The 25,070-nt window shown below is 62.1% G+C and carries 23 protein-coding genes and 1 pseudogene; 10 read left to right on the top strand and 14 right to left on the bottom strand.

Translation table 11 applies throughout. The annotated features are described in order from the left end of the window. Positions 1-38: 38 nt before the first annotated feature. From BB934_RS30830 to BB934_RS30840, 3 genes are all read right to left on the bottom strand, one after another. Complete coding sequence (locus BB934_RS30830; RefSeq protein WP_099513704.1) at positions 39-1,085, bottom strand: D-2-hydroxyacid dehydrogenase; 1,047 nt, start codon at positions 1,083-1,085, stop codon at positions 39-41. Positions 1,086-1,291: 206 nt separating this feature from the next. Further along, positions 1,292-1,990, bottom strand: a complete 699-nt coding sequence (locus tag BB934_RS30835) for an IS6 family transposase (protein WP_237050503.1) — start codon at positions 1,988-1,990, stop codon at positions 1,292-1,294. Between the two features lie 129 nt (positions 1,991-2,119). Continuing rightward, positions 2,120-2,347: a hypothetical protein gene (locus BB934_RS30840; protein ID WP_099513706.1), complete on the bottom strand. Its 228-nt coding sequence runs from the start codon at positions 2,345-2,347 to the stop codon at positions 2,120-2,122. A 434-nt stretch (positions 2,348-2,781) separates the two neighbouring features. On the opposite strand from BB934_RS30840, the gene BB934_RS30845 reads away from it, so the two are divergent. Continuing rightward, entirely contained in the window at positions 2,782-3,309 is a 528-nt protein-coding gene (locus BB934_RS30845; RefSeq protein ID WP_099513707.1) for an ABC transporter substrate binding protein, read from the top strand. On the opposite strand, the gene BB934_RS30850 is transcribed toward BB934_RS30845, so the two are convergent. After that, positions 3,250-4,704 carry an IS4 family transposase gene (locus tag BB934_RS30850; protein WP_099508970.1) on the bottom strand — a complete coding sequence of 485 codons (1,455 nt, stop codon included), beginning with the start codon at positions 4,702-4,704 and terminating at the stop codon, positions 3,250-3,252. The genes BB934_RS30845 and BB934_RS30850 overlap by 60 nt on opposite strands. A gap of 193 nt (positions 4,705-4,897) precedes the next feature. Between BB934_RS30850 and BB934_RS30855 the strand changes: the two genes are divergently transcribed. The 5 genes and pseudogenes from BB934_RS30855 to BB934_RS30875 all read left to right on the top strand — a co-directional run bounded on the left by BB934_RS30855 (position 4,898) and on the right by BB934_RS30875 (position 9,538). Beyond that, positions 4,898-5,470 (top strand): ABC transporter substrate-binding protein, encoded by a 573-nt coding sequence (locus BB934_RS30855; RefSeq protein WP_099513708.1) that lies wholly within the window; start codon positions 4,898-4,900, stop codon positions 5,468-5,470. 40 nt (positions 5,471-5,510) lie between these two features. Beyond that, complete coding sequence (locus BB934_RS51110) at positions 5,511-5,753, top strand: ABC transporter substrate binding protein (protein WP_157934423.1); 243 nt, start codon at positions 5,511-5,513, stop codon at positions 5,751-5,753. Between the two features lie 270 nt (positions 5,754-6,023). Then, the gene (locus BB934_RS30860) at positions 6,024-7,013 is read left to right on the top strand and encodes an ABC transporter substrate-binding protein (RefSeq protein WP_099513709.1); all 990 of its coding nucleotides are present in this window, start codon (positions 6,024-6,026) and stop codon (positions 7,011-7,013) included. Between the two features lie 742 nt (positions 7,014-7,755). Continuing rightward, positions 7,756-9,024 (top strand): adenylate/guanylate cyclase domain-containing protein, encoded by a 1,269-nt coding sequence (locus tag BB934_RS30870; protein WP_099513710.1) that lies wholly within the window; start codon positions 7,756-7,758, stop codon positions 9,022-9,024. Between the two features lie 107 nt (positions 9,025-9,131). Beyond that, positions 9,132-9,538: pseudogene (locus BB934_RS30875) on the top strand (YkvA family protein). Positions 9,539-9,567: 29 nt separating this feature from the next. Here the strand turns inward: BB934_RS30875 and BB934_RS30880 are convergent. Further along, a complete protein-coding gene (locus BB934_RS30880) occupies positions 9,568-9,951 on the bottom strand; it encodes a hypothetical protein (RefSeq protein WP_099513711.1) in 384 nt (127 codons plus the stop codon). A 354-nt stretch (positions 9,952-10,305) separates the two neighbouring features. On the opposite strand from BB934_RS30880, the gene BB934_RS30885 reads away from it, so the two are divergent. Then, a complete protein-coding gene (locus BB934_RS30885) occupies positions 10,306-10,629 on the top strand; it encodes a hypothetical protein (RefSeq protein ID WP_099513712.1) in 324 nt (107 codons plus the stop codon). A gap of 253 nt (positions 10,630-10,882) precedes the next feature. Here the strand turns inward: BB934_RS30885 and BB934_RS30890 are convergent, their stop codons facing one another. From BB934_RS30890 to BB934_RS30925, 8 genes are all read right to left on the bottom strand, one after another. After that, positions 10,883-11,761 carry an NAD(P)-dependent oxidoreductase gene (locus BB934_RS30890; RefSeq protein WP_099513713.1) on the bottom strand — a complete coding sequence of 293 codons (879 nt, stop codon included), beginning with the start codon at positions 11,759-11,761 and terminating at the stop codon, positions 10,883-10,885. 103 nt (positions 11,762-11,864) lie between these two features. Further along, positions 11,865-13,124 (bottom strand): TRAP transporter large permease, encoded by a 1,260-nt coding sequence (locus BB934_RS30895; RefSeq protein ID WP_099513714.1) that lies wholly within the window; start codon positions 13,122-13,124, stop codon positions 11,865-11,867. Beyond that, complete coding sequence (locus BB934_RS30900; protein ID WP_099513715.1) at positions 13,121-13,702, bottom strand: TRAP transporter small permease; 582 nt, start codon at positions 13,700-13,702, stop codon at positions 13,121-13,123. Before BB934_RS30900 ends, BB934_RS30895 begins: the two co-directional genes overlap by 4 nt. A gap of 4 nt (positions 13,703-13,706) precedes the next feature. Beyond that, complete coding sequence (locus BB934_RS30905; protein WP_099513716.1) at positions 13,707-14,705, bottom strand: TRAP transporter substrate-binding protein; 999 nt, start codon at positions 14,703-14,705, stop codon at positions 13,707-13,709. 112 nt (positions 14,706-14,817) lie between these two features. Next, positions 14,818-15,870, bottom strand: a complete 1,053-nt coding sequence (locus BB934_RS30910) for a transketolase family protein (RefSeq protein ID WP_099513717.1) — start codon at positions 15,868-15,870, stop codon at positions 14,818-14,820. Beyond that, complete coding sequence (locus BB934_RS30915; protein ID WP_099513718.1) at positions 15,867-16,739, bottom strand: transketolase; 873 nt, start codon at positions 16,737-16,739, stop codon at positions 15,867-15,869. The genes BB934_RS30910 and BB934_RS30915 overlap by 4 nt, the downstream gene beginning before the upstream one ends. 47 nt (positions 16,740-16,786) lie before the next feature. Next, positions 16,787-17,536 carry an SDR family NAD(P)-dependent oxidoreductase gene (locus BB934_RS30920; protein WP_099513719.1) on the bottom strand — a complete coding sequence of 250 codons (750 nt, stop codon included), beginning with the start codon at positions 17,534-17,536 and terminating at the stop codon, positions 16,787-16,789. Positions 17,537-17,816: 280 nt separating this feature from the next. After that, complete coding sequence (locus BB934_RS30925) at positions 17,817-18,713, bottom strand: LysR substrate-binding domain-containing protein (protein WP_099513720.1); 897 nt, start codon at positions 18,711-18,713, stop codon at positions 17,817-17,819. Between the two features lie 180 nt (positions 18,714-18,893). Here BB934_RS30925 and BB934_RS30930 point away from each other — a divergent pair, with 180 nt between their 5' ends. Together BB934_RS30930 and tkt are read left to right on the top strand one after the other, a co-directional pair. Next, entirely contained in the window at positions 18,894-19,871 is a 978-nt protein-coding gene (locus BB934_RS30930) for a D-2-hydroxyacid dehydrogenase (protein WP_099513721.1), read from the top strand. A gap of 341 nt (positions 19,872-20,212) precedes the next feature. Then, positions 20,213-22,207: a transketolase gene (tkt, locus tag BB934_RS30940; protein WP_099513722.1), complete on the top strand. Its 1,995-nt coding sequence runs from the start codon at positions 20,213-20,215 to the stop codon at positions 22,205-22,207. Positions 22,208-23,292: 1,085 nt separating this feature from the next. On the opposite strand, the gene BB934_RS30945 is transcribed toward tkt, so the two are convergent. After that, complete coding sequence (locus tag BB934_RS30945) at positions 23,293-24,000, bottom strand: FadR/GntR family transcriptional regulator (protein ID WP_099513723.1); 708 nt, start codon at positions 23,998-24,000, stop codon at positions 23,293-23,295. 260 nt (positions 24,001-24,260) lie between these two features. Here BB934_RS30945 and BB934_RS30950 point away from each other — a divergent pair, with 260 nt between their 5' ends. Further along, positions 24,261-25,064, top strand: a complete 804-nt coding sequence (locus BB934_RS30950; protein WP_099513724.1) for a transporter substrate-binding domain-containing protein — start codon at positions 24,261-24,263, stop codon at positions 25,062-25,064. The last annotated feature ends 6 nt before the right edge of the window (positions 25,065-25,070 follow it).

Genomic DNA, 25,070 nt, shown 5'->3' on the forward strand with positions numbered 1-25,070 from the left:
TGAGCGCTTTCGGTCCATTCCAGTGCGGACGTGTGCCGTTAATACAGCAACGATTTGTTCAGGATGTTTTTCATCCGGTCCGGCCGGCCCGCGAGATATTCTCGAAGGTTGTGACAGAAGATTTCGGTGATGCGGGCATTCTCAGCCTGCACCGTGCTGGCCGAATGAGGACTGATCAGGACGTTCGGCATGTCCCAAAGCGGGCTGTCGGGCGGCAATGGTTCCTTGGCCGCAACGTCAAGAGCCGCGAAGCCAATGTAGCCGGATCGCAAGTTGTCGATCAGGGCGGATTCGTCCACCACCGATCCCCGCGCAATGTTCACGAACACACCGCCGGGTTTCATGGCGCCGAGCGCCGACCGGTCGATCATCGTGTCGGTGTCGGGAGTATGGGGAACGGCGATGACCACCGCGTCGGCCTGCCCGAGCCGCTCGTGCAGCCGCTCGACCGGAAAGATGGCGTCGAACACATGGAGGTGATCCCGGGACTTGTCCGGATGCCGCGCAATGGCTTCGACCCGCATGCCGAACGCCTGGGCCAAGACGGCCGTGCCCCGCGCCAGATCACCCGCCCCGACGATGACGAGGTGCTTTCCCGCGATCTCGTCGCCGCAATAGCGCGTCCAACGGTGCTGTTTTTGTTCGGCTTCCAAATGGCGCAAACCCCTGAAATGCGCCAGGAGACCCAGCATCACGAATTCGGCAAGCGGACCGGCGTGCACGCCGCGTGCGGTCGTGACGATGATGTCCGAGTTCTGCAAGCCGTGAAGCTTGACGAGAGGACCGACTCCCGTGCTTGTCGTCTGCACCCACTTCACCTTGGGCGCACCGAGCATAGGACTCCGTCCATCGGCTCCGAGAGGCGGAAAATCCCACAGGATGTCCGCGCGCTCCAGGCAGGATCGCCACCGTCGCTCCTGCTCCTCGGTTCGCTCCAACGGGCCTCCCTTGTGATCCGCGACGTAGCGGGGGGAGGGGAGCAGATCCGACTCGAACAGAACCTCAAGGCCGGGGCTGACGGACCGGATCGAATCGACATACTCGGCTTCCAAAGGCGAGGTGATGAAAACGGTATACTGGGACAATTTCGCTCATTCTTCTGGGCTGCGACCGCAAGACGGATCGGACAGCGTCGCGCCATCCGGAGATCCCCCTGTTCGGGGAGTAGAAATGAATACGGGTTGGTTGTCCAGCGGATCGCCCTCCGTTGGGGCGGTATTGTCAAGTTGGCAAGATCGGCTTTGTTGCATTAACTTGGAAAGGGCGTAACGGACCCATTCGGCCGGATCCCTCAGGCAGCCAAACCGAAGAGCTGGTTCACAAGCCGGATTTCGCCTGTCACGTCCGGTCGTGTCAGGACGCAGTGGCCGCGACGGATCATCCGCATCACCTCGAAGCCTTTGATGGTGGCGTAAGCAGTTCTCATTCTCTGGAAGCCGCGCGTCGGCCGGATCACGCGCTTGAGCGCACCATGATCCGCTTCGATGATGTTGTTCAGATATTTCGATGTTCGGTGCTCGACATTCTTCGACAGCAGGTCTTCCTTCTGCAGGCGCCGAATTGCCTTGGGGTACGATGCCAGCTTGTCAGTCGTAATCGAGGAGGGCGGACAGTCGCTCATTGTCCTTAGAGCTTTGCGCAGGAAGCGGTAAGCCGCTCCAGTATCACGCCGATGGGACAGCATGGAGGCGATCAGCCGACCGTGCTTGTCGACGGCGCGAAACAAATACCTCCACTTCCCGCCTACTCGTACATAGGTCTCGTCGACGCGCCATGAGCCTGAACGATGTCCCTGGCAGGGTCGCACCCGCTTCTCGATCTCCGGGGCGTAGCGTTGGACCCGACGAAAGATCGTGCTTGGATTGACGCTGAAACCGCGCTCGGACATCATTTCAGCCAGATCACGGTAGCTGATCCCGTACTTGCAGTACCAGCGCACGCACAGCAGGATGATCTCAACCGGGAAGCGGCGGTGCTTGAAGATCGACAACAGGATGGCTCCTCGATTGGCCATCCCTAGCTAAACTGCCAAGGTTAATGCAACGGTGCCCTCAGAGATCCTGATAGCCCCGCCTCCGCTCGGCCTGGGCCTCCCACGCCTCTTGCAGAAGAACCGGCGCTATTCGGTTGCCGCTTCAGGCGGTGGATCCTCGGTGAAGCGAAAGGCGTCCCACGCGGCTCTGCCCTTCGGGGTGATCCTGTAGCGAACAATCTCGTGGCCATTGGCAGCACGGGTGGCGGCGCGCTCCAGATAGCCCACCGGCACCAGCCTCTTGGCTTGTGCGTCGGTACAGCCATAGGGCAAATGGTCAATGCCGTTTGCAGCCTCCGCCAGCGTACCGAGCATGAAATAGTCTCGTGCCGTCAACTCAAACGCATTGTGGCCCAACCTGAGGTCCTCTTGCAGAACAACGATCACCTGTTCGTAAAGAGATGATATTCTGCATCAGGCCATGGTTGCTCTGGACCTTCGCGCTATGCCTCGGATGAAAAGCGGTAATCACGAAGCTTGGTGCAATTGGTGAGAGACTTGGTAGCCGCGCCGGCTGCGATCTCGTCGGCATGGAACTCGACCAGATCCTGCTCCTTTGTGCCGATCCAGCCGAAAAACGCGTTTCCATACTGACAATTACGCGAATTATTGTCACATCAGAAATTGGCGGCTTCTCCCGTAGTCCGATGCGCCGATATGCATTTGGCTGTATGCTTGGGTCTCATGCGCAACGCTTAATGGCCTGAGTTGAACGACAGCACGCCGCGCGGCCGAGCCGAGGTAAGGCAATGCAACGCCGTTATTTGATCACGTTGTTCGGTAGCGCGGCGATCGCGTGGGCACTGGCGGCACATGCGCAGCCGGCAACGAAGCTGCCTCGGATCGCCTTCCTGTCCCCCGGCCGCTCTGAGCCTTCCGACCCTATTTTCAACATGCTCAACGCCTTCCTGCAAAGACTGCACGACCTTGGCTACACGGAGGGACAGAACCTCGCCATAGAGCGACACTATGCCGATGGGAGGTCGGATCGGCTTCCCGGGCTGGCCGCTGACCTGGTTAGGCGCAAGCCCGATCTCATTGTCGCGTTTAGTACGACAGCGGCGCTCCCAGCCAGGCAAACAACGGCCACAATCCCCATTGTCGTGGTCGGCATGGCCGATCCGGTCGCTGACGGGCTGATCGCCAGCCTTGCGCGACCAGGCGGGAATGTGACGGGGACGACGTTTCTCGGCCCGGAGGTGTCCGCCAACTTTCAATTACCCATAGATTTGCGCCCCAATCCTAGCGCCGAGTTCGATATCCATCAGGCGGGATAGTCCTCTCCACATGACGGTGTTTCCTGGCGGAGGATCATGGCCACGGGCAAGGTAGCCGCCCATGCGGGCGATCTTAGTTAAATAGTAGGCGAGCGTCTTGCTCCGCAGCAGCACCTGGCCCTTGTCTCGCACCAGCTCGTCGAGCAGGTCCATTTCCAAGTCCGTCAAGGCCAGCCGCGGCGGCACGTCCGGAACAACACGATTGAGCATCGTCATCCAGAAGATCCGCCAGCTCAGGATGCAGTAGATGCTGAGCAGGTTCACCAGGCGCTCGGCCGTTCTCAGCTTGGTCTCCTCCGCTCGGCACCCGGACTTGAGGATCTTGTGGAACAGCTCGACCTTCCAGCGCATGGCGTACCAGTCGAGCATCTGGATCGCGTCCGCGCGGGATCGTACCGGCAGATCCGTGATCAGCTTCCAGTCGATCCGCGCCCGGTCTTTGGGTGGATGACGCTCCTGTGCGTGGATCACCGTCAGGCTCAGGGCTGGATAGCGCTTCTGCTTGCCGATCGGAGGCAGGATGTGGATCCGGCGGTATTTGAGCTCTACGGTGGCAAGGCTCACATCGCCTTTCGGGCTGCGAACTTCGACCTGATGCCGTCCTTTGACCTTCACCTCTGCCATCTCGTCCGCGATGGTGTGCTGGCCATCGCCCGCCAACCGATCCACGCAGGTTCGGACCAGGAAGTGCGTGCTCAGAGCCTGAGCCGTGCAGAAGAACTCGTCGATGTCGTTCTCCCGGTCGCCGATATGGATGCAGCGCTCAGGAGCACCGAACAGCGCCACGGACTGCCTCATGCACTCCAGCCAGCGGATACTCTCCTTCTGATCGATGGGCACCCGGGTCGGGTTGATCTTGCGTTTGAGCGTCCGGGCGCCCTTGAACTGAGGCCTCGTCCAAAACTTGATCGCCGAAAGCCCCAGCGGCAGCCCATCCGCGGTCACAGCCAGGCAAGAGTGCATGAGCAGCCCGCAGACCGTGTGCATCCTGGAGCGACCTTCCTTGTCCCGGCCGCTGTTGACCCGGCGGGTCGCACCAATCCGTTCAGGCTGTGCTCTTTCGTAGGACAGTTCGGTTGTGTCCTGAATGACCAAGATAGGGCCACCGAAGGCGGCAAAGCGGGTTCGGGTGGCTTGGAAATGGCCCTGAAGGATCTCATGGTCGGAAACTTTGGGATTGGACAGGAAGCGGTAGGCCGCTTTGGTGTTAGCCCAATCCTGGCAGGCCAGCGGAAGGCTGCCGCCAATGGCACCGGCCATGTGGGTCAGGAGCTTGCGCAGGCGCTGGCCGAGACGATTGTCCCGAAAGCGGCACCCAGCGAGTTCCTGATCGACCCAGGAAATAACATTGGCTGCCTCTCCCAGAGGATGCGTCGGAAGAGACGTCTTTGTCATGGCCCAGCTCCCGCGCCGCCTCGTGGGAGCGAATAGGAGGCCGTCCGGCGTATGCCCGGCGCGCAGAGATCAGCGAGATCACGGGAAAGCCGAGACAGAGCCCTGTCCATGGGACACCTCTCACAGATGAGGAGATGCTCACCAAGGAATCACGCTTGGTGCTGGTCAGGCAAGCACTGCTGCTAAGTCAGAAATGTGGGTAATTGAAAGGTCCGCCAAGCGCCTACAACTGCTCCGAGAGGTCGTCCCTGGACTCTCCCGTGTGGCCGTCCTTTGGCATCCCAACGCATACAGCGAACGCACGATGGCAGGTCTCCTGCATGAAATGGAGGGTGCGGCCCGGACCTTGGGATTACAGCTTCAACTCGTGCCGGCGTTTGGCCCGGAGGATGTCGTCGGTGCGTTCGCCGCGATGGCCAGAGAGCACGCCGGCGCTCTCATTGTCATGCCCAGTCCGATGCTGTTTGGCGAATACAAACGCATCGTGCGTCTTGCGGCGAACGGCAGACTGCCGGCAATGGGCGCAGCCAGAGAATTCGTGGATCTCGGAGGGCTCATGTCCTACGGCGTCAACCAGGTCGACCTTGCCCGGCAGACTGCCACGTTTGTGGACAAAATTCTGAAAGGGGCAAACCCGGCAGAGTTGCCCGTAGAGCAACCGATCAAATTCGAGCTTGTGATCAATCTAAAGACAGCGAGAGAGTTGGCGGGGACGGTTAGCGGAGAGTTTGAGTCTCTGTTGGTTGCCGACGACGTGATTGAATGAAGATGCTGTTGGCTGCAGTGTCGGTCCTACGATGGACTACATGCGCGCTGAGATCACAGTCCACGCCCTCCGATACCGGATCCCGGGCATCGCCACCTACCGAGGCGATGCCGAAGCAGGGGGATTACTATCCTACGGAGCGAGCCCTCGAGCAATCGGCAGTCGCGCTGCGGGATATGTTGATCGAATTCTCAAGCGTGCGAGCCCGGCTGAGCTGCCCGTCGAGCAGCCGGATCGGTTTGGGTTTGTGATATCTCAAAGCTGCGAAGGAACTCGGCCTTGACGTCCCGCCGTCTTTCCTCACCCTCGCAGACGAGGTGATAGAGTGAGGTAGGCAGCTTGTATATCCGCTAAACTCCTCGTCTCTCTTTTTGCCGGAGTTGCAGTCGGTTCCACATAGACCTTATCGGCAAGCGAGCTTTCACGCGGGTGGGCCTGCTACCAGCACCGTTCCATCCATAAATGACATTCCGGGCTACCCTCGCACCTTGCGATCCGGGAAGGTGTATACTCCTGCTTGAAAGCCTGCAGGCTGCGTTGGCGAGGTGATCGAATGAGGCGCCGAGACTTTCTCGCGTATCTCGTTGGAGCTGCCGGCTCCTTGCCACTGGCCGCCAGTTCTCAGTCCGGTGGCAGCGTCAGGCGCGTCGGCATTCTGATCGAATTTGCCGAAAGCGATCCGGAGGCCCAAGCACGCCTGTCGGCCTTGTGGACAGGTCTGAACGCCCTGGGGTGGAGGGATGGCGACAATCTTCGCAGCGACCTTCGGTTTGCGGGTGGCGACGCGGCCCGCATCCAGAGTCTTGCCGCGGAACTGGCAGCATCCGTGCCTGACATCATCCTCGGGAGTGGAGCTCCAGTAGCGGCAGCGTTACAGCGGGCGACACGCTCGGTACCGATTGTCTTTGTTCAGATCTCCGACCCGGTCGGTGCCGGTTTGGTTCCAAGCCTCGGACACCCGGGCGGCAACATTACAGGCTTCACGAACTTCGAATACCCGATGGCCGGCAAATGGGGCGAGACGCTGAAGGAGATGGTCCCCAGCATCGAGCGGGTACTTCTGGTTCAAAATCCCGCAAACTTCGGATGGCCCGGATATCTTCGCGCCATGACGGATGCGGCTCCCTTATTGAAGCTGAGACTTACGCCAGGCGCAGTGCAGGACGCCTCCACCATCATGCAGGTCATTGACGAGTTCGCGCGTGAGCCCAACGGTGGTCTCATCGTGCTGCCGGACACAACGACCAGCGCCCATCGTGAACTGATTGTCATGCTAGCAGCCCGTCATCGTCTGCCAGCCATCTATCCATTCCGGTTCTTCGTCGATGTGGGCGGGCTAATGTCGTATGGACTTGACGTTCTCGACGTCTTCCGGCGGGCGGCATCCTACATCGACCGCATCCTGCGTGGCGAGAAGCCGGGCGACTTGCCAGTGCAAAAGCCAGACAAGTTTGAACTGCGGATCAATCTCAAGACTGCGCGCGCCCTCGGCATAACGCCGCCCTTTGCCCTCTTCATCCGCGCGGATGAGGTCATCGAATGACACCCGTGTTCCTTTCAAATCATCGGGATCTGCCCCGTTCCATAAATGGCCTTTCGCGAAATTGAACCGAAAACCAGAAAGTCCCGTTCCTGGCACTCCCGAGGTATAAGGGTGTTGTCTGCTTCGGCAATCAGGAGCTTGCGCACGTCGGGCAGTCGGAATGTGAAGCAGTGACCCACTCCGGACCATCCTTAGGTCGGGACACGTGGCTGACGGAACGATCGATCCCATTGGCCCTAATTCCATAAGCCCATTTAACGACACCGCTCGAACTGCTCGTCAAATCAAGCACTCGCATTCGAAACGGGGGTGGCGGAACATCCGCTTGCCCCCGGCTTCTCTCTCCGAGAAATGTTGGCCGCCTCGGGTGGGCAGCCCTGCAGGTCAGTTCGTCTCGCGATATTACAGACCGAAGCAAGGCCCACCGAACACCGAGCGAATGCAGGGCGATCCACCTCGCCTGCTTCCAGAGGATGTGACAGTCACTCCGCCCTGAGGCCCTCTTGGCACTCGGCGATCCCGCACGATCGGAGTAGTGCGATGGTCGCGGATAATGGGTTGCGTCCGATGATCTCGGATGATTACGGGCGTGCGATGATCGCGGTCCACGGGTGGCATGCGATGATCGCGAACCACGAAGCCGCCGCCATCGTAGCCGCGGTCACGTGCTGCAGCTCCGTCGTGTGTGGCAACAAAAACCAGACAGGCGGAGAGCGCGACGGCAACTCGGGTCAATGTCGTCATGGACTTGCCCCAACGATGCGGTGCGCGGGTGATCAAGGCTGCCTCCGGAATTCAGCGGCGTCTCGTGGCGGTCCTCTGCGCCGACGTTGCAGGCTATGCCCGCCTCATGAGCATGGACGAACGTGGCACCCTGCGCCTGCTCACGTCCCATCGCGAGATCACGGACCGCGAGATCGAGCAGCATGGCGGACGGATCGCCAATACGGCGGGAGACAGCGTGCTGGCCGAGTTCCCCAGTGCCGTTGATGCAGTGACGTGTGCGCTGAGAGCCCAGGAGGCGCTGTCGTCCGCCAATGATAAGCTGCCAGCAACCCACCGCCTACAGTTCTGGATCGGGGTGCATGTGGGCGACGTGATGGTGAAGGGCGGCGATCTCTTCGGGGAGGGCGTCAACATCGCCGCCCGGCTGCAGGCGCTCTCCCGGCCTGGGGGCATCTGCCTGTCGGCGACAGCCCAGGAGTACACACGCAAGGCTCTGCCCATCACCATCGAGGATCTCGGGTCTCAGCATGTCAAAAACATCGATGAGCCCGTCCGGGCTTTCGCCGTCAAAGCAATCCACGGGCAGGGGACCCCAGCCCGTATACCCTCCAGCAAGGAAATCCTCCGGGCCGACCGGCCAGCGGTGGCGGTGCTGCCGTTCGCCAACATGGGCGACCCTGATCACCTCTACTTCAGCGACGGAATTACCGAAGACATCATCATCGAGCTCGCTCGCTTCCGGGACCTTCTCGTCATTGCCCGGAACTCCTCGTTCACGTTCCGGGGCAAGGACGTCGACGTGCGGGAGGTCCGTCGGGCCCTCAATGCTGACTACGTTGTCGAGGGCACCGTGCGCCGGGCCGCCGACCGGGTTCGGATCACGGCGCAGTTGATCAACGCCGCCACAGGGGCCCATCTCTGGGCTGATCGATATGATCGTTCGTTCGACGACGTGTTCGCCATCCAGCATGAGATCGCGCGTGGGGTGGTCGCAACCCTAGCCCGTCGCATCGAGGAGGAGACCGAGGCGGTGGCGCGCCGCCGGCCGCCGCAGGACATGCGCGCCTATGATCTCTTCCTGCAGGGGCACCGCCTGTCCGATGTGTTCATGGACGACGGGCAGGCCCGGGCGCGGGCGTTCTTCGAGCGCGCCCGCGACCTCGATCCCACTTTTGCCAGGGCGTACACGGGGCTTGCGTTCAACTATCTCAACCGAGCCGCCGAGCTTCAACTGAACAGGCTGGTTCCCACGGGAGGCTTTGCACTGGAACATGGCCCTCGGTAGGACCGGAGCCGCATCGATCGAGTCCGCGAAGCCACCGGCCCTGCGTGTATGGCGGTGATCTCACGCAGGGGTCATAGACTGTCGCGAATGGGAGCTGTGGCCCAGCCATGAATGATGACCGGCATGGGACAGGACGCCTCGCCCGGCTGCGCCGATGGGCAGGAGCGGTCAAGCAGGACGTCGTGGTCCTCTACATCGCCGCGCGAGACCCGCGTGTGCCGTGGCATGTGAAGCTCGCGGCAACGGCCATTGCCGCCTATGCGCTCAGCCCCATCGATCCTATTCCGGACTTCATCCCCGTCCTCGGCTATCTTGACGAGCTGATCCTCCTGCCGATCGTCATCTTCTTTTTGATCAAGATGATCCCGATCCGCTCATGGCGGCATTCCGCGCGGAGGCGGGGAGACGATCCGAGCGTCCGGTTAGCCGAGTGGCAGCGGTGGTGATCATCGGTCTTTGGATTTCAGCCGCAGCATTTCTCCTGTGGGCGTTTTGGCCAACCCCAGTTCCATAAACGTCTTCCCAAACTGCGCGGTATGCGAATTACTGTTCTGACAAACCAAGCCACTCGACCTGGATCGACGCAGCCTGAGGCGGCAGGATCGCACATCGCGTCGTGTAGACAGGCTCGTCTTCATTGAGTGGCGTGAGGGCAAAACCGCACCAGTGGCCACCCCCTGTCTCGCCTGGATCATCCAGTAGGGCCCGATACTGGATCGTCTCCTCCGGTACGTCGATCCATCTCTCATCTACGAACATTGTCACTCCGCCCGCAGTCATGCGGTAAGGCACAGGGCGGCAATCTTTCTCATCGCAACAGCTCTTCCCCGCTGCGTCGACCAAATGCGAGTAGATGTCGTGGGCTTGGAGGGGCGACGGCAGGTTGATGACAAGAACAGCCACAAGCAGGGCAGATTTGGAAAGCATGTGACGCTCCCGACCCTAAGCGGCGTGGGCGCTGCGTCGGAGCGCCCAGAGGCCGCAAGATGTAACCAAAGCCATCTTCTGCTCGTGATCCAGAGACGACTGTGCCTCAACGCACACGCCGGCTGGGCTAGCAGTACTGGGGATTATGCGAAATCGTGCGGCGGGTTTTCACGCACGACCAAGGAGGGGCAGGCTTCCCCGTGCGGCCTCACACATCTTGGGCCACCGCTTATGACTAAGATGACAACCTGCTGAAGAGGAGATCGGGGCGATGACTGCCGGGCTCGTGTCGCGAACTCCCAAACCTGTCCCTGTCAGTCGTAGTGTCCCTCTTCTCCTTTACGGGAGGTCGCGATGGCACCTCAAGGCCAGCCGCTACGTGCCCGGATCTATACCCAGGCTTTTGTCATCAGTTGTGGCTTTCTAGCGACTTGCGCCAGCCAAGCGATGGAGGGGCGACCGCCGCTCTCGGCCGCTTGTCGGGCCTGGAACGGCCACATCGCTGAGTTGATCGATCAGCACAGGATAGCCCACGAGCTGGACGATGACCAAGTCCACGAATTCATCCGGCTCTTCTACGAGGCTGGGAGCGCCTGTTCGGCCCTGCGCTTCGAGGAGGGACTGGCCATCTATGAGGCCATTCCTATTGGGCCGGTCGCGAGCCGCCTACTTCGTTAGATGGGTCAGCACCGTTCCATACACGGCCTTACGCGCCATTCTGAACCCATGAACCATGAAGGTCTGGTCCTGGTACGAGGCGGAAGTAGACTGAATGGCCGCTCAGGCAGGGGCACCAGACGTTCCTGCTGAGCAGTGAGTTTCCTCGGATGACCCATAGTAGACCTTCAGATCGCTCCTCGGAACAAGAGCATCATGAGACAGGCTCAAGGGAACGGAGCCACCCCGATGGAGCAAGAAGAGCGATGTCGGGTTATTTGATGCCGTTCAAGGTAAAGTAAGAACGGATTACTTGGCTGTCATCCGCCGATCCATCTCCGCGTCCGGAAGTGGCAAGGAACATCTGCTGGGCTGCCGCAGCCAAGGGCAGCGCTGCCTTCACGTCCCGGCCGGCATCCAGCACGATGCCGAGATCCTTGACGAAGATGTCCACCGCGCTCGTCACCTCTGGCTCTGCCTCCAGCATGCGCGGCCCCCGGTCCTTGAGCATCCAGCTCGACGCCGAAGAACCGCTCATGATCTCAAGCAGGATCCTGAGGTCGACGCCGACCTTCGCGGCCAGAGCGAAGGCCTCCGCGACTACGGCGATGTGCACGCCGCAGAGAAGCTGGTTGACTGTCTTGACCATCGCACCTTGCCCGGGGTTTTCACCGACGTGGAAAACCTTGTCTCCGAGGGCGTCAAAAGCCGGCTTCGCTTCGTCGAACGTGTCCTTTGGCCCGGCGGCCATGATTGTGAGCGTTGCCGCCTTCGCGCCCGCGACACCTCCGGATACGGGCGAGTCGATCAGCCAGCGTCCAGCCTTGAGAACGCGGTCGTTGATCGTTCCCACCGCGCTTGGCGGGCAGGTCGCCATCAGGGCCACTACCCCATCCGGCCGAAGAGCCTCGAGAGCTCTTCCCTCGAACAGCACAGCCTCGGCCTGGGCGGCGTTCACAACCATGAGGATCAGGATGTCCGCCCCGGAGGCGGCCGAGGCGGCGTCGGTTGCCCGTTTGCCTCCGGCGCTTTCGAGAGCGTCGAGGGCCTTGGCATTGAGATCGTACCCGGTGACGGCGAACCCGTTCGACAGGAGATTGCTCGCCATGGGTAGGCCCATGGCGCCGAGGCCGACGAAAGCGACGCGGGTCATGTCGTTTTTCCTTCTCCCGTGATGATAGGCAGATTGTCGGACTGATCAGGTCCAAACACCAAAAGGAAACGTCCCGCTTGTTCTCAAGCGGGACGTTTCCGGCTTAGTAAATCGTGAGCGCAGGAATATAACTGATCGCAAGAAGGATCAGCATGGAGACGGCGAGGAAGGGCCAGAGCTCACGAGTCGTGTCGGCCAGCGACGCTCTTGCGATCGACGACGAGATGAAGAGCGTGGTTCCGATCGGCGGCGTGTAGAGCCCGATGCCGAGATTGAGCACCATGATGATGCCGAGCTGCACCGGGTCCAATCCAATCGACGCCGCTAGGGGCACGAAGATCGGTCCGAGCAGCAGGATCGCCGGCGGGAGATCGAGCGGCATGCCGACGATCAGGAGCAGGATGTTCATCGCCAGGATGACCAGGAGCGGGTTGCTGATCGTGGCCGTGACCCACTCGGCGAAGCGCGTTGGAACCTCATCGAACGTGAGGATCCAGCCCACGATCGCGCTACCCATGATGACGAGCATGACGACACCGGTTGCGATGCCGGACTCGATCAGGCTGTGATAGAAGCGTTTCCAGGTCAGGTCGCGGTAGAAGAAGGCGCTGAGCGCAAGCGCATAGACGACCGCCAGCACCGAGATCTCGGTGGGTGTGGCGATGCCGAAGCGCAGGCCGAGCAGGATTAGGATCGGCATCAGCAGGGCAGGACCGCTCAGCACCGCGAGCTTCAGGAGTTCCATCCGGCTGACGGCGGGATCCTCCGAGTGGATGCCGCGCCGTCTCGCGATCAGGCTGCAAGTCAGGATGAGCCCACCTGCCAGCAGGATTCCAGGCAGAATGCCCGCCGTGAACAAATCGGCAATGCTGACACCGCTGACCAGCGAGTAGAGGATGAGCGGGATCGACGGCGGAATCATTATGTCGATGATCGCCGACGTGGCATTGTTGGCTGCGCACAGGCCCGCCGGATAGCCCTGCTTTTTCTGCCACGGAATGAGCACCGATCCCAGCGCGCTCGCATTGGCGACCGCGCTGCCCGAGACACCGCCGAAGACGACCGACGCCACGACGGTGGTCGACAAGGGACCCCCACGCCAGCGCTGCATCGCCTTGGTGGCGAAGCCCAGGAGTTTCTCACCGAGCTTGCCGCCCAGCATCAGGCTGCCGGCCATCATGAAGAAGGGAAGCGCTAGCATCGGGAAGGACTGCGTCTGCTGGTACATCTGCTGCGCGACGATCATCAGCGGCAGCTCGGCCTGCCAAGCGAGCGTCAGACCGGCCGCAATGATCAGTGCGTGCCCGACGGGAATCGCCAGAAGCATGAGGACCGTGAAGGCGACGACGAGAATGAGACTCATATGCCTGTCTCCTCTGGATCGGGGGTCGGCATGGCCTCGGGGCCGAGCCTCCAGACACGCAGCGCAAGCGCGAAGGTCGTCAGGATGACCCCGAGGCAGCCGAGCGCGAGCGCGTAGTAGCTGTAGCTGCTCGACAGGCCGAGCACAGGGCTTGTCTCGATGGACACAATGTCGGCGACCCCCAATGCTTCCCACCCGAGGATGGCATAGGAGGCGATGATGATGGCGAAGCCGACGAGCAGCATGGTGCGCGCACCGTTGCGGTTCAGGCGCGCGAGCACCGACTCCACGGCCATGTGGCCGCCCTTCTGAACCGCGAGCGCGACGCCTGCCATGATGAACCAGGGAAAGAGCCGCTCCGGCAGTTCCTGGGCGAAGCGGAACCCACCGCTTTCCATCAGGTAGCGGGCAACGACGTTCGCCGTCAGCAGGACAAGAAGTGCGATGCCGGTCAGCAGGATCACCGCACGGCAGACGAAGCCGACCGTGCGGTCGATGATGTCGGCGACGGAGAGCGCGCCGCCCCCCTTAGCCGGTGCTTGTTCCTCATGGTGAGGCAGGGGGGAGACGCGAGTCATGGCGTCAGCCTCGCGCCGTCTTGACGAGCTGGTTGACGAAGTCGCCGAAGGGCTTTGCGCGCCAGGTGTCGACGACCTTGGCCGAGGCTTCCCGGAAGGCGGGCTTGTCGACCTCGTTCACCGCAAGCTTCGGATCGGCTCTGAACTGGGCGTTGAACTTGGCCTCGTTCTCCGCAAATAGCTTGCGTTGCAGGTCACCGGCCTCCTTGGCGGCTGTCTTGATGATCTCCTTGTCCGCCGCGGACAGGCGGGTCCAGGTGATCTGCGACATCAGGAAGGGCGAGCTTTCCCACTTGTGACCCGACAGGCTGATGAACTTGTTCACCTCAAAGAGCTTGGAGCTCGCGATGTTGGTGAGCGGGTTCTCCTGACCATCAACGACGCCCTGCTGGAGCGCAATGTAGAGTTCGCCGAAGCTGATCTGCTCGGTTCCGGCGCCGAGCGCCTGGAAGATGTCGATCGTCATCGGGTCGGGCGGCGTGCGGATCTTGAGGCCTTTCAGGTCGGCAGGCTTCACGACCGGGCGCTTGCTGTTGGTGATGTGGCGAATGCCGTTATCCCACCAGCCAAGCGGCACCATCTGAACCTTGGCGAAACGCTGCGCAAGTTCCTCGCCGATCGGGCCTTCCAGAACCTTGAAGGCGGCGGTGCTGTCCTCGAACAGGAAGGGCAAGCCGAGGGCGGCGATCTCAGGCACGAGCGCGGAGGTGGAGCCCTGGCTGTTGACCGTCATGCTGACGGCGCCGGTCCGAAGGCTCGTGAGCAGCGACTGCTCGTTGCCGAGCTGCTCGGATCCTGCGACGCGAACGGTGATGTTGCCGCCGGACCTCTCCTTGACCAGCTCGGCGAAACGTTCGGTGGCAATGCTGCGCGGGTTGCCCGGCGCCGCGTTGTGGCCGAGGGTGAGATTGGTCGCGGCTTGCGCACCGCGGGTCAAGGTGAGGATGGCTGGGGCCGAGATGGCGCCGGCGATGAGGGTGCGGCGTGAAATCGTGCTCTTCATGTGCGTTCTCCTTCTGGATCCTGCCCGTTGTCCGGGCTTTTTTGGTCATTGTGATGGTTCGGGTCGACGGATCGGCCTTGCCTCGGAACTCTTCACGCCGAGGCAGGCATTCCTAGAGCCAGCCTTTGATGCTGTTCGTCATGGCATTGGTGGAGATGCCGTAACGGTCGTGGAGGGTCGGCAGGGCGCCGGCATCCAGGAACTCGTCGGGCAGGGCAACCTGGCGGAAGGCGGTCGGGAATACGCCCGATCGCATCAGGAGCCCGGCGACGGCCTCTCCCAATCCACCGATGATCGTATGGTTCTCCGCCACGACCACCATGCGGCCGGTGCGCGATGCCTCCTTCAGGATCGTGGCCTCATCGAGCGGCTTGATGGTCGGCACGTGCAGCACCGCAACGTCGACGTTATCGTCCGAGAGGGCCTTGGCCGTCTCGAGGGCGCGCATGGTCATGAGGCCTGAGGAGATGATCAGCACGTCGTTGCCGTCGCGCAGCATCTTGGCTTTACCCAGCTCGAACGTGTAATCGTACTCGTCGAGCACGAGGGGCACGTTGCCGCGCAAAAGGCGCATGTAGACCGGCCCGTTATGCGCTGCGATGGCCGGAACCACCTGCTCGATCTCATGAGCATCGCACGGATCGACGATGGTGATGTTGGGCATGCCGCGGAAGATCGCGATGTCTTCCGTCGCTTGATGGCTCGGCCCGTAGCCTGTCGTGAGGCCGGGAAGGGCGCACACGATCTTCACGTTGAGGTTTTCCTCGGCGATCGCCATGCAGATGAAGTCGTAGGCGCGCCGTGCCGCAAACACCGCATAGGTTGTCGCGAACGGCATGAAGCCTTCGCGCGCCATTCCGGCGGCGGCACTGATCAGGAGCTGCTCCGCCATGCCCATCTGGTAGAAGCGGTCGGGATGGGCCTTCGCGAAGACGTGGAGGTCGGTGTACTTTGCGAGGTCCGCCGTCAGTCCGACGATCTCCGGCCGTTTCTCGGCAAGCTTCGCGAGGGCGTTGCCGAACGGAGCGGGCTTCGTGCGCTGGTCCGCGCCGGCAAGCGAGGCGATCATCGCCGATGTGGTCAGCCGCGGCTTGTCCGCCGTTCCCTGTCCGCCTTCGCCCTGTTCTCCGAGCCAGGTCGGCCGCGTGTATTTCGAGCGCCTCATGCTGTCCTCCCGGCGTCAAGCAGTTCGAGGGCCTTCTGCCATTCCTGCGGCTCGACCCGCAGGAAGTGGTTGCGCTCGCGCTCCTCCAGGAACGGGACGCCCTTGGCCATCTTGGTGTCGCAGATCACGATGCGCGGCTTCGGCTCCGTGAGATTGCGGGCTTTGTCGAAGGCGGCGACGAGCGCATCGATGTCGTTGCCGTCGACGCGCTGCACGTGCCAGCCGAACGCCTCGAAGCGGGCTGCGAGCGGCTCGAAGCCGGTCACTTCGGAGGCCGGACCGTCCGCCTGCTGGTTGTTGACGTCGACGATGCCGATCAGGTTGTCGAGCTTCCAGTGGCTGGCCGACCAAGCCCCTTCCCAGACCGAGCCCTCGCCGAGCTCGCCGTCGGAGAACAGGCAATAGACGAAGGATTTCGACTGCTTGCGCTTCAGCCCGAGGCAGAACCCGACCGCAAGGCCGAGGCCGTGTCCGAGCGATCCGCCGGTGATCTCCATCCCCGGCGTGTAGGCGGCCATGCCAGACATCGGCAGGCGGCTCTCGTCGGAGCCGTAGCTCTCGAGCTCGTCTTCCGGGATGATCCCAGCTTCGATCAAGGCTGCATAGAGCGCGATGGCGTAGTGGCCAATGGACAGCAGGAAGCGATCGCGTTCCTCCCATTCCGGATCCTCTGGCCGATAGTTCATCGCGTGGAAATAGGACACCGCCAGGACGTCGGCGATGCCCAGCGCCTGGGCAATGTAGCCCTGGCCCTGTACCTCGCCCATGCGGAGCGCATGGCGGCGGATGTGATAGGCGCGGTCCGAAAGGGACACATTGGACAGGGGAGGCTTTGACACCTGCCCAGCGTCGCTGGTGCTCGTATTCATCGATCTCTCCAAGGTTGGAGGGCGCGGGCTAATGGCGCCCACGCCGATCAGTGGATCAGCATGCCGCCGTTCACGTCGATCACGGCGCCGGTGATGTAGGACGACAGGTCGGAGGCGAGGAACAGGCAGGCATTGGCCACGTCGTCGGCGACGCCGAGACGGCCGAGCGGTATGCCACTGGCGATCTCCACCTTGAGCTCGTCGGTCAGCTTGCCACCGGTGATGTCGGTCTGGATCAGGCCGGGCGTGATCGAATTCACCCGGATCGTATCCGGACCAAGTTCCCGCGCCATCGCCTTGGCCAAGCCGAGTACGCCGCCCTTTGCGGCGCTGTAGTGGGGACCGCCGAAGATGCCTCCGCCGCGCTGCGCCGAAACCGAGGACATGCACACGATGGAACCGGAGCGCTGCTCGCGCATCTGGGGAATGACGGCCTGGCTCATGTAGAGCGTGCCGCGCAGGTTGACGTCCAGGACAGCATCGTAGTTCTCGGCCTGGATGTCCATAATCTTGAGCGGCTGCGTGATGCCGGCATTGTTGACCAGCACGTCGACCCGGCCGTAATCGCCGATCACGCGCTCCGCGGCGTCCTGGCACGACTGCCTGTCGGTGACGTTGCAGGCGAAGCCAAGATGCCCCTCGCCGAGATCGGCGGCAGCCGCCTTGGCCTGGCCGTCATCGAGATCCACGATCACGACGCGTCCTCCTTGCTGGCTGAACAGCCGTGCCGTCGCCCGGCCAATCCCGCGCTGGGAGGCCGCTCCGGTGATGATGCAGACTTTATCGGCGAGTAACATTGGGCCTCCTCCAGGATGTTCCGGATCGAACGGAATGACGGTGGAGTGGGCGGCAATCCTGGGGAATGCGGATGGCGTGGCAGCAAGATACGGTCTTGCACGCGGCTCGGCCAAGTATTCTGGGCGAGGCTTTATCCGGCTGTTCCGACTTTCTCAGGCACCGCTTCCTCCAGACATTCTTCGTTGTTGAGGAGGTCGTAGCACGCGGCTCATAAGGGCAACAAACGAGTTATTTGCAACGAATCTTGAATCTGACTCATCATTGCTAGGGCGCTGACGCTCAAGGCAGGGGAACGAGCTCGATTCCGAGTTCGTGCGCGAGCCATTGCGCGAAGACCTGGATCGGGCCGCTTTGCCGCGACGGCTTCGGGAACACCAGATAGTGGCCGACGTAGCGGATGTCTTTGGTCCTGCCTACAAGCGGCGCCACGAGGCGTCCGCTCACGAGCTCGCGCTCGGCCAGCAACGTCGATTCCAGGGCGATGCCCAGTCCGTCGGCCGCCGCCGCGATAGCCAGGAAGCTGCGGTCGAAACGCGATCCGCGCAGGGACGATGGAAGGTTCGTGCCGTTCAAGGCGAACCAGGAGGGCCAACGGACCTGCTTGTTGTCGCTCTGGATCAGTTGGTACTGGAGCAGGTCCTCGGGAGACGCGATGGTCTCGGCGATATGGGGCGCGCAGAGCGGCGTAACCGTCTCCTCGCCCAGGGGCAGGACCACGAGGCCGTCCTGCCGCGGCACGCCATACGTGATGTCGGCATCGAACTCGTCGGTCTCGAAGCGCGTATAGTCGGTGTTCGCCGAGAGCCTGACCTCGATCTTGGGATTCTCGGCCAGGAAGCGTGCGAGGCGCGGACCGAGCCACTGGGTGGCGAAACTCGGGGCGCTGTGAAGGCGCAGCAGGTGAGGGGCCCGCGTGGACACCATGTCCAGCCCATGGCGCAGTTCCTCGAAGGCCCGTTCGGTGTGACCCATTAGGGCCTCGCCCTCGGGGCTCAGGCGCACCCCGCGGCCATCTCGTTCGAACAGCACGACGCCAAGCGCCTCCTCCATCTTGCGGATGGCGTGGCTCACCGCGCTCGGTGTCAATCCGAGCTCCGTGGCGGCGCCCTGGAACGACCGCCGGCGGCCGGCGGCCTCAAACACGCGCAACGAAGAAAGAGGTACTTTCAAGGACATAGCACGCTAACATGAACCGGATTCACGGTTCCTTGTAAAGAAGTCATTTGCGTTTCGGTCCGCTCCGCGATGGATTGCAAGCCGTCGAAGGAAGACGGCGCAGGCAGGGTTCCATGCGTACCGCCCGACTTTCCCCGTCGACCGCAACCAGCAAAACCATAATAAGTCAGGGAGAAGCAGATGCCTCATCCTCAGGATACGCCGCATGTCGTGTTTCTCGATCGCGATACGCTCTCGCCCGAGACCCGTCTGAGGGAAATCGCATTCCCCCATCGTCTGGAGGTTCATGCGCAAACGGCACCCGACGAGGTCGCCGAACGTATCCGGGATGCCGAGATCGTCATCACGAACAAGGCGCCTCTCGACCGGGAGGCCATCCTCAGGGCCGAGAAGCTCCGGTTCATCGCCGTGGCCGCCACCGGCACGAACATCGTCGATCTCAAGGCATGCACCGAGCGCGGGATCATCGTCTCCAACATCCGCAACTACGCGATCAACACCGTTCCGGAGCACACCTTCGCCCTGATCTTTGCCCTCAGGCGCAGCATCGTCGCGTACCGGGAGGCGGTGATCCACGGCCGTTGGCAGGAAGCAGGCCAGTTCTGCTTCTTCGATTTCCCGATCCGCGATCTCGCGGGATCGACGCTCGGGATCATGGGTGACGGAGTCCTGGGCCGGGCCGTTGCCGAGATCGGGCGGGCGCTGGGCATGCGCATTCTCTTTTCCACCTACAAGGGCATAGAAGGGATGGGGCCGCTGTACACCCCCTTCGACGAAGTCATCCGCACCAGCGACATCATCACGCTGCACCGCCCGCTGATGCCCTCCACGCAGAACATGATCTCGCATCGCGAGTTCGCCATGATGGAGCGCTCCCCGCTGCTCATCAACACGGCTCGTGGTGGGCTGGTGGACGAGCAGGCCCTAGCCGAGGCGCTGGAAACCGGGCGGATCGGCGGGGCCGGCTTCGATGTCGTCACGAGCGAGCCGCCACCTGCGGATCACCCCTTGATGAAGCTTGCCGGGAAGCCGAACTTCATCCTGACGCCACATGTCGCCTGGGCGAGCCAGGAGGCGATCCAGGCGCTGGCGGACCAGCTCATCGACAACGTCGAGGCGTTCCAGTCCGGCTCGCCCCGGAACTGCGTCGCCGCGTGATGAGCGATCCCCGTAGTATCCTGCACTCACTCTTCGCAGCGGCCGTCGCGTCCGCGGACCCGGCGTCAGGTCGCCCGGAAAGGTCAGCCCTTCGCCGCACCGTGCGTCCTGCTGTCCGGCGGCGAGACGACGGTCACGGCTTCTTCGAGGCCTTGGGCGATACTGTCGTTACGGGACTAAGCTCACCAACGTGAATGATTTCCGTGCCGTCCTCATCGCGGCTGATGGCGAATTACGACGATCCGATGCCCGCCCGAACCCGCCGTCGTCCGCTTTGAAGCGGCAAGACGATTTGAATCGATAAGAGCTCCCTGGGAGCCTTGCTTGGAGGAACCAGCATCATGAACATGACCGATCCACGCACCATGGCGAATGCCATCCGCTTCCTTTCGATCGACGCCATCGAGCGGGTGGGCGAGGGGCATCCGGGGACCCCGCTGGGCTCAGCGGATACGGCGACAGCTCTGTTCACGTGTCACCTCAAGTTCAATCCGAAGGATCCGCTGTGGTTCGACCGGGACCGCGTCGTCCAGTCGAACGGCCACGGATCGATGCTGCTGTATTCCCTTCTGCACCTGAGCGGGTATGAGAAGATCACCCTCGACGACATCAAGCGCTTCCGCGAACTCGGATCCCACTGCGAGGGCCATCCGGAGTTCGACCCGACCTGCGGGATCGAGGTCACGACGGGCCCCCTGGGCCAGGGCATCGCCAATGCGGCGGGCATGGCGCTTGCCGAAGCGTTCCTGGGCGAATGGCTCGGACGGGACCTCGTCGATCATTACACCTACGCCTTCGTTGGGGACGGTTGCCTCCAGGAAGGCGTCGGGCAGGAGGTCATCTCGCTGGCCGGGCACCTGCGCCTTGGCAAGCTGGTCTTCCTCTGGGACGACAATCGGATGACGGACGACGGGGTGATCGACCTGGCGCTGAGTGACGACATGCCCGCGCGCTTCCGCCTCAGCGGATGGCACGTGCAGGAGGTCGACGGCCACGATGTCGATGCCGTGTCCGCGGCAATCCTGCTTGCCAAGAAGGATCCGCGGCCATCGATGATCCGCTGCACGACGGTCATCGGCCGCGGGCTGCCCGAGGTGGAGGGGACGCGCGCGGCGCACAGTGCCCGTATCTTCAGGGAAGGGGCCGAGGCGGCCCGACGGTACCTTGGCTGGCCGCATGCCCCCTTCGAGATCCCCGACGACACCTTGAGTGCCTGGCGCGAGGCCGGTCGGCGGAGCCTGCCGGAGTACCAAGCGTGGCAAAGCCGTGTCGATGCGCTGCCTCCGGAGAAGCGTCGCCTCCTCGATCGGCTCAGGGAAGGACGCCTGCCCGAGGGCTGGCAGGAACCGCTGCGGTCCTTCCGCGAGCGGGCCGCGCGAGAGTCATCGGCTGAATCCGGCATCAAGCTGTCCGGTGACATCGTCGACATTCTGGCGGAAGCGATACCAGAGCTGATCTCGGGCGCACCCGACCTCGAGGGGGCGACCAAGCACAAGCGTGCGCTCGCGCCGTTCACGGCGTCGGACCACGGCGGCCGCTATGTTCACTACGGCATCCGCGAACATGCCATGGGCGCGATGCAGAACGGAATGGCGGCCCATGGCGGGGTCGTGCCCGTCGGCGTGACCTATCTCGTGTTTTCCGATTACATGCGACCGACATTGCGGCTCGCCGCCATGATGAACCTGCCGGTGCCGTTCGTGTTCAGTCACGACTCCATCGGCATCGGCCGGAACGGTCCCACTCACCAACCTGTGGAATATCTGGCATCGCTGCGGGCGATCCCCAACATGCTGGTCCTTCGCCCTGCCGATGCCGTGGAGGCGGCCGAGTGCTGGGAGATCGCGCTTGGCAACAGGGGAGGACCGTCGTCGCTCATCTTCGCCCGCCAAACCCTGGAGCCGGTGCGCACCGATGGCTCGGGCGAGAACCGATCCCGCCGTGGCGCCTACGTGTTGCTGGAAGGCGAGAGTGGGGTACGGCAGGTGACGATCTTCGCGACGGGATCCGAGGTCGGCATCGCGGTCGAGGCCCGCAGGCAACTAGAGGCGGAAGGGATTTCGACAGCGGTGGTCTCCATGCCGTCGTGGGAACTGTTCGATGCCCAGGACGAGGATTTCCGCAAGAAGGTCCTCGGCAGGGGGACGGTACGGGTGGCGGTGGAGGCAGCCGTACGCCTGGGATGGGACCGCTACATCGGTGAGGACGGCGGGTTTGTCGGAATGAGCGGCTTTGGCGCATCGGGAGCCGAAACCGATCTGTACGAACATTTTGGCATCACGGCAGGAAGGGTCGTGGAGGAAGTCAGGAAACGGCTCAAGGGCACGTCGTCCTGAGCCTCGCTCGCATCGGCCCCTTGTGCCGATATCCAAGATCGCGAGCCCGCCGACCGGGTAGGCTTGGATCAGGTGAGCGACGCCGTCAGTAGTGGTAGGTGCCGCCCTTGGAGTTTGCCATGGCGCGGGCAGCGCGACGCTCGCCCGTACGGACCAGGGTCGTCCAGATTTCACGCCCAACGCTTTTGAGGATAGCGACCAACATCGTACTCGACCTGTTTCTTGTGCACTGCGATACGCAATATGTAATATGTCCCGAGCGCGTATCAACGAGAATAACGCCCTTCAGGTATGCGCTGACGCCACGACACGGATGCTTAGAAAGTGGGATCCACCACAACGCAATATCAGGCCGAGTGTGAAGCAGCTTCATCGGACTGATCAGTCCCATTCATCGCAACTGGTGCATCCTTTGGCGCGGCTGACGGTTCTATTGCCAGTGACGATGCCAGCTACCCCCAAGAGTCGAGCCGTAGGGCAACCCAGCCTTCGGCAGCCACACCGATTCTTATCCTACATCGCAGGACCACGAACGCGCTTCGCGAGTCGGAGCGCGAACGGCACCCCGTGCCTGATGGTCCATGCGCGCGGTGCATGCGCGCGGTGGCTGGGTTGTCACGCGTGCAACGAACAGGAGACTGCACCCGGGAACATGAAGACCAGAAGGGTTCCCGCGCATACATAAGGCGCAGCGTGCTCCACAACCCAGTCGCGCCAAACATCAAACAAGTCGCTCATCAGGTCTCAACGAGCCGCATAGGATTAGAGATTTTCAACTTCCGGAGGTCTGGAATGGCACACCTGAGACCAAAGCTTTAAGGCAACAATCCTCATGGAACCGGACGTTCCTAAAGGACAGTCAATCTCGGCTCCTGACCCCAAGCCGACCTTCCGGAGCATGCTCCTGCCGAAGGCGATGGCTTTTTTGGTGATAGCTGGCGGATTTATCGGCCATTGGATTGCTGTGCCGGTCATTGGAACAAAAGTCGCTTCATAAGCACCTGGGAGCTCGTTGGGCGTCCGCGCGGGCACCGCCGCCGCTTGGGCATCCGATAAAGTCGCTTCTGTTGCGGACGTCGTACTCCTCAGAGCGAGATGCCAAACCGGCCCGCAGCCGAGCGGATATGACATTGCATTGCCACTTCCGCAGTGTCGGGATCTTGGCTGGCTATCCCCTCCAGAATCGCCTCATGCTCACGCACGGTTTCACTCAGGCGATCGAATTGCGCCATGGGAAGTCGTTGACTCTCGACGAGCATTTCGCGGACTGGCCGGTACATGGCGGCGAGAACCGGGTTTCCGGAGAGCTCAAAGATCATGTCGTGAAACTCCGTGTCGTTGACGGCGAGGCTAATCACGTCACCTATCTCAAGGGCGTTTCGCATGGCGTCGGTGCACCGTCGCAGGCGTTCCTCGGCAGGTTTGTCGATGCGAGCGGCTGCGAGCCTGGCAGCGTAACCCTCCAGCCCCAGGCGTGCCTCGTAAACATCTGCCGGCGTGCAGCGGTCCGAGTAGCGCCACAGCGGCCGGCGCGCATCGGCTTTGGCGACGAACACCCCGCTGCCCACCCGTACCGTCACAAGACCCATGGTCTCAAGCACAGTCAGTGCCTCCCGCACTGACGGCCGGCTCACGCCTAGCTGCTCCGCCAGTTCCCGTTGGGAAGGAAGACGCTGGCCAGCCTTAAGGCCACCCTTCAGGATCAGGCGCTGGATGTATTCGACGATGCCGCGTGGTACGGGGGTGCGGTCCGCGAGCTCCAATTCCGGCAGGTTCACTGCATCGCTCATCATCTGCTGTCTCCACCCATTCTCACGTCGAAAGCCAATGGAGTTCCGGGTCACGCCTCTGTGGCCCCATCTTTGACTGCCTCCAAGCTGCACGATTTGTCTTGACGATGCGCCAGGATAGCTGCACGTTCAACTGGTCAGATTGGTAAGACCAGTTTGGCCAATATCACCGGCCTTTGCAAGTTTTCCAAGGAGCCGGCCACCAGACGGCAGCAGAGAAGCGATCGCCGGCGATGGATCCGGCGTGCAAAATGGAGGACCAAATGTCAGTGAAATTCACTCGGCGCGGCACATTCGCCGCAACCTTAACCGCCGTGTTAGCGATGTCGGCAGGGACGATGGCCTCTGCTGCCGACATGAAGGTCGGAGCGAACGTCGGCAACGTTCCGTGGGAGTTCCAGAACGAAAAGGGCGAGATTGTCGGCTTTGAGATCGACGTCGCCAAGGAAGTCGGCAAGCGCCTGAACATGAACGTGTCCTTCGTGAACATTCCGTTCAATGGGCTGTTTGCTGCGGTACAATCGGGTCAGGTTGATGCCGCCGTATCCTCGATCACCATCACCAAGAAGCGTCTCGAGTCGGTATCCTTCGCCCAGCCTTATTACGATAGCGACCAATCGCTGGCGGTGCGAGCCAACTCGGGCATCAAGAACCTGGACGGTATGGCGAGCAAGGTGGCCGCGGTCGATACGGGTTCGACCGGCGACATGTGGTCGACGCAGAACCAGCAGAAGTACAAGTTCTCCGACATCCGTCGCTACGAGGGCCTGGCCCCCGCGATGCTCGACCTCGCTGCGGGCCGCATCGACGGCTATGTCAGCGACATTCCGGCCGTCCAGTACTACATCAAGGACAAGCCGATCTATCAGGTGGTGGAGCGCATCCCGACCGGCGAGCAGTATTCGATGATGTTCGCGAAAAACAGCCCGCTGGCGGAAAAGGTCAACGCCGAGATCACGAAGATGAAGCAGGACGGAACCCTGGCGAAGATCCACGAGCAGTGGTTCGGCGCCAAGGCCGAGCCGAACTCGACGACCGTCAAGGTCATGGAGATGCCCAAGCTCTAACGAGCA

The sequence above is a fragment of the Microvirga ossetica genome, from assembly GCF_002741015.1.
Classification (GTDB): domain Bacteria; phylum Pseudomonadota; class Alphaproteobacteria; order Rhizobiales; family Beijerinckiaceae; genus Microvirga; species Microvirga ossetica.

Coding starts and splice junctions, on each gene's coding strand:
- BB934_RS30920 (WP_099513719.1), bottom strand. CDS start 17,536: ATGTTACTCGCCGATAAAGTCTGCATCATCACCGGAGCGGCCTCCCAG.
- BB934_RS30885 (WP_099513712.1), top strand. CDS start 10,306: ATGGCACCTCAAGGCCAGCCGCTACGTGCCCGGATCTATACCCAGGCT.
- BB934_RS30945 (WP_099513723.1), bottom strand. CDS start 24,000: ATGATGAGCGATGCAGTGAACCTGCCGGAATTGGAGCTCGCGGACCGC.
- BB934_RS30850 (WP_099508970.1), bottom strand. CDS start 4,704: ATGACAAAGACGTCTCTTCCGACGCATCCTCTGGGAGAGGCAGCCAAT.
- BB934_RS30845 (WP_099513707.1), top strand. CDS start 2,782: ATGCAACGCCGTTATTTGATCACGTTGTTCGGTAGCGCGGCGATCGCG.
- BB934_RS30900 (WP_099513715.1), bottom strand. CDS start 13,702: ATGACTCGCGTCTCCCCCCTGCCTCACCATGAGGAACAAGCACCGGCT.
- BB934_RS30950 (WP_099513724.1), top strand. CDS start 24,261: ATGTCAGTGAAATTCACTCGGCGCGGCACATTCGCCGCAACCTTAACC.
- BB934_RS30905 (WP_099513716.1), bottom strand. CDS start 14,705: ATGAAGAGCACGATTTCACGCCGCACCCTCATCGCCGGCGCCATCTCG.
- BB934_RS30895 (WP_099513714.1), bottom strand. CDS start 13,124: ATGAGTCTCATTCTCGTCGTCGCCTTCACGGTCCTCATGCTTCTGGCG.
- BB934_RS30925 (WP_099513720.1), bottom strand. CDS start 18,713: ATGTCCTTGAAAGTACCTCTTTCTTCGTTGCGCGTGTTTGAGGCCGCC.
- BB934_RS30880 (WP_099513711.1), bottom strand. CDS start 9,951: ATGCTTTCCAAATCTGCCCTGCTTGTGGCTGTTCTTGTCATCAACCTG.
- BB934_RS30910 (WP_099513717.1), bottom strand. CDS start 15,870: ATGAGGCGCTCGAAATACACGCGGCCGACCTGGCTCGGAGAACAGGGC.
- BB934_RS30870 (WP_099513710.1), top strand. CDS start 7,756: ATGGACTTGCCCCAACGATGCGGTGCGCGGGTGATCAAGGCTGCCTCC.
- BB934_RS30890 (WP_099513713.1), bottom strand. CDS start 11,761: ATGACCCGCGTCGCTTTCGTCGGCCTCGGCGCCATGGGCCTACCCATG.
- BB934_RS51110 (WP_157934423.1), top strand. CDS start 5,511: ATGCGCGCTGAGATCACAGTCCACGCCCTCCGATACCGGATCCCGGGC.
- BB934_RS30840 (WP_099513706.1), bottom strand. CDS start 2,347: ATGCTCGGTACGCTGGCGGAGGCTGCAAACGGCATTGACCATTTGCCC.
- BB934_RS30915 (WP_099513718.1), bottom strand. CDS start 16,739: ATGAATACGAGCACCAGCGACGCTGGGCAGGTGTCAAAGCCTCCCCTG.
- BB934_RS30860 (WP_099513709.1), top strand. CDS start 6,024: ATGAGGCGCCGAGACTTTCTCGCGTATCTCGTTGGAGCTGCCGGCTCC.
- tkt (WP_099513722.1), top strand. CDS start 20,213: ATGAACATGACCGATCCACGCACCATGGCGAATGCCATCCGCTTCCTT.
- BB934_RS30930 (WP_099513721.1), top strand. CDS start 18,894: ATGCCTCATCCTCAGGATACGCCGCATGTCGTGTTTCTCGATCGCGAT.
- BB934_RS30855 (WP_099513708.1), top strand. CDS start 4,898: ATGTGGGTAATTGAAAGGTCCGCCAAGCGCCTACAACTGCTCCGAGAG.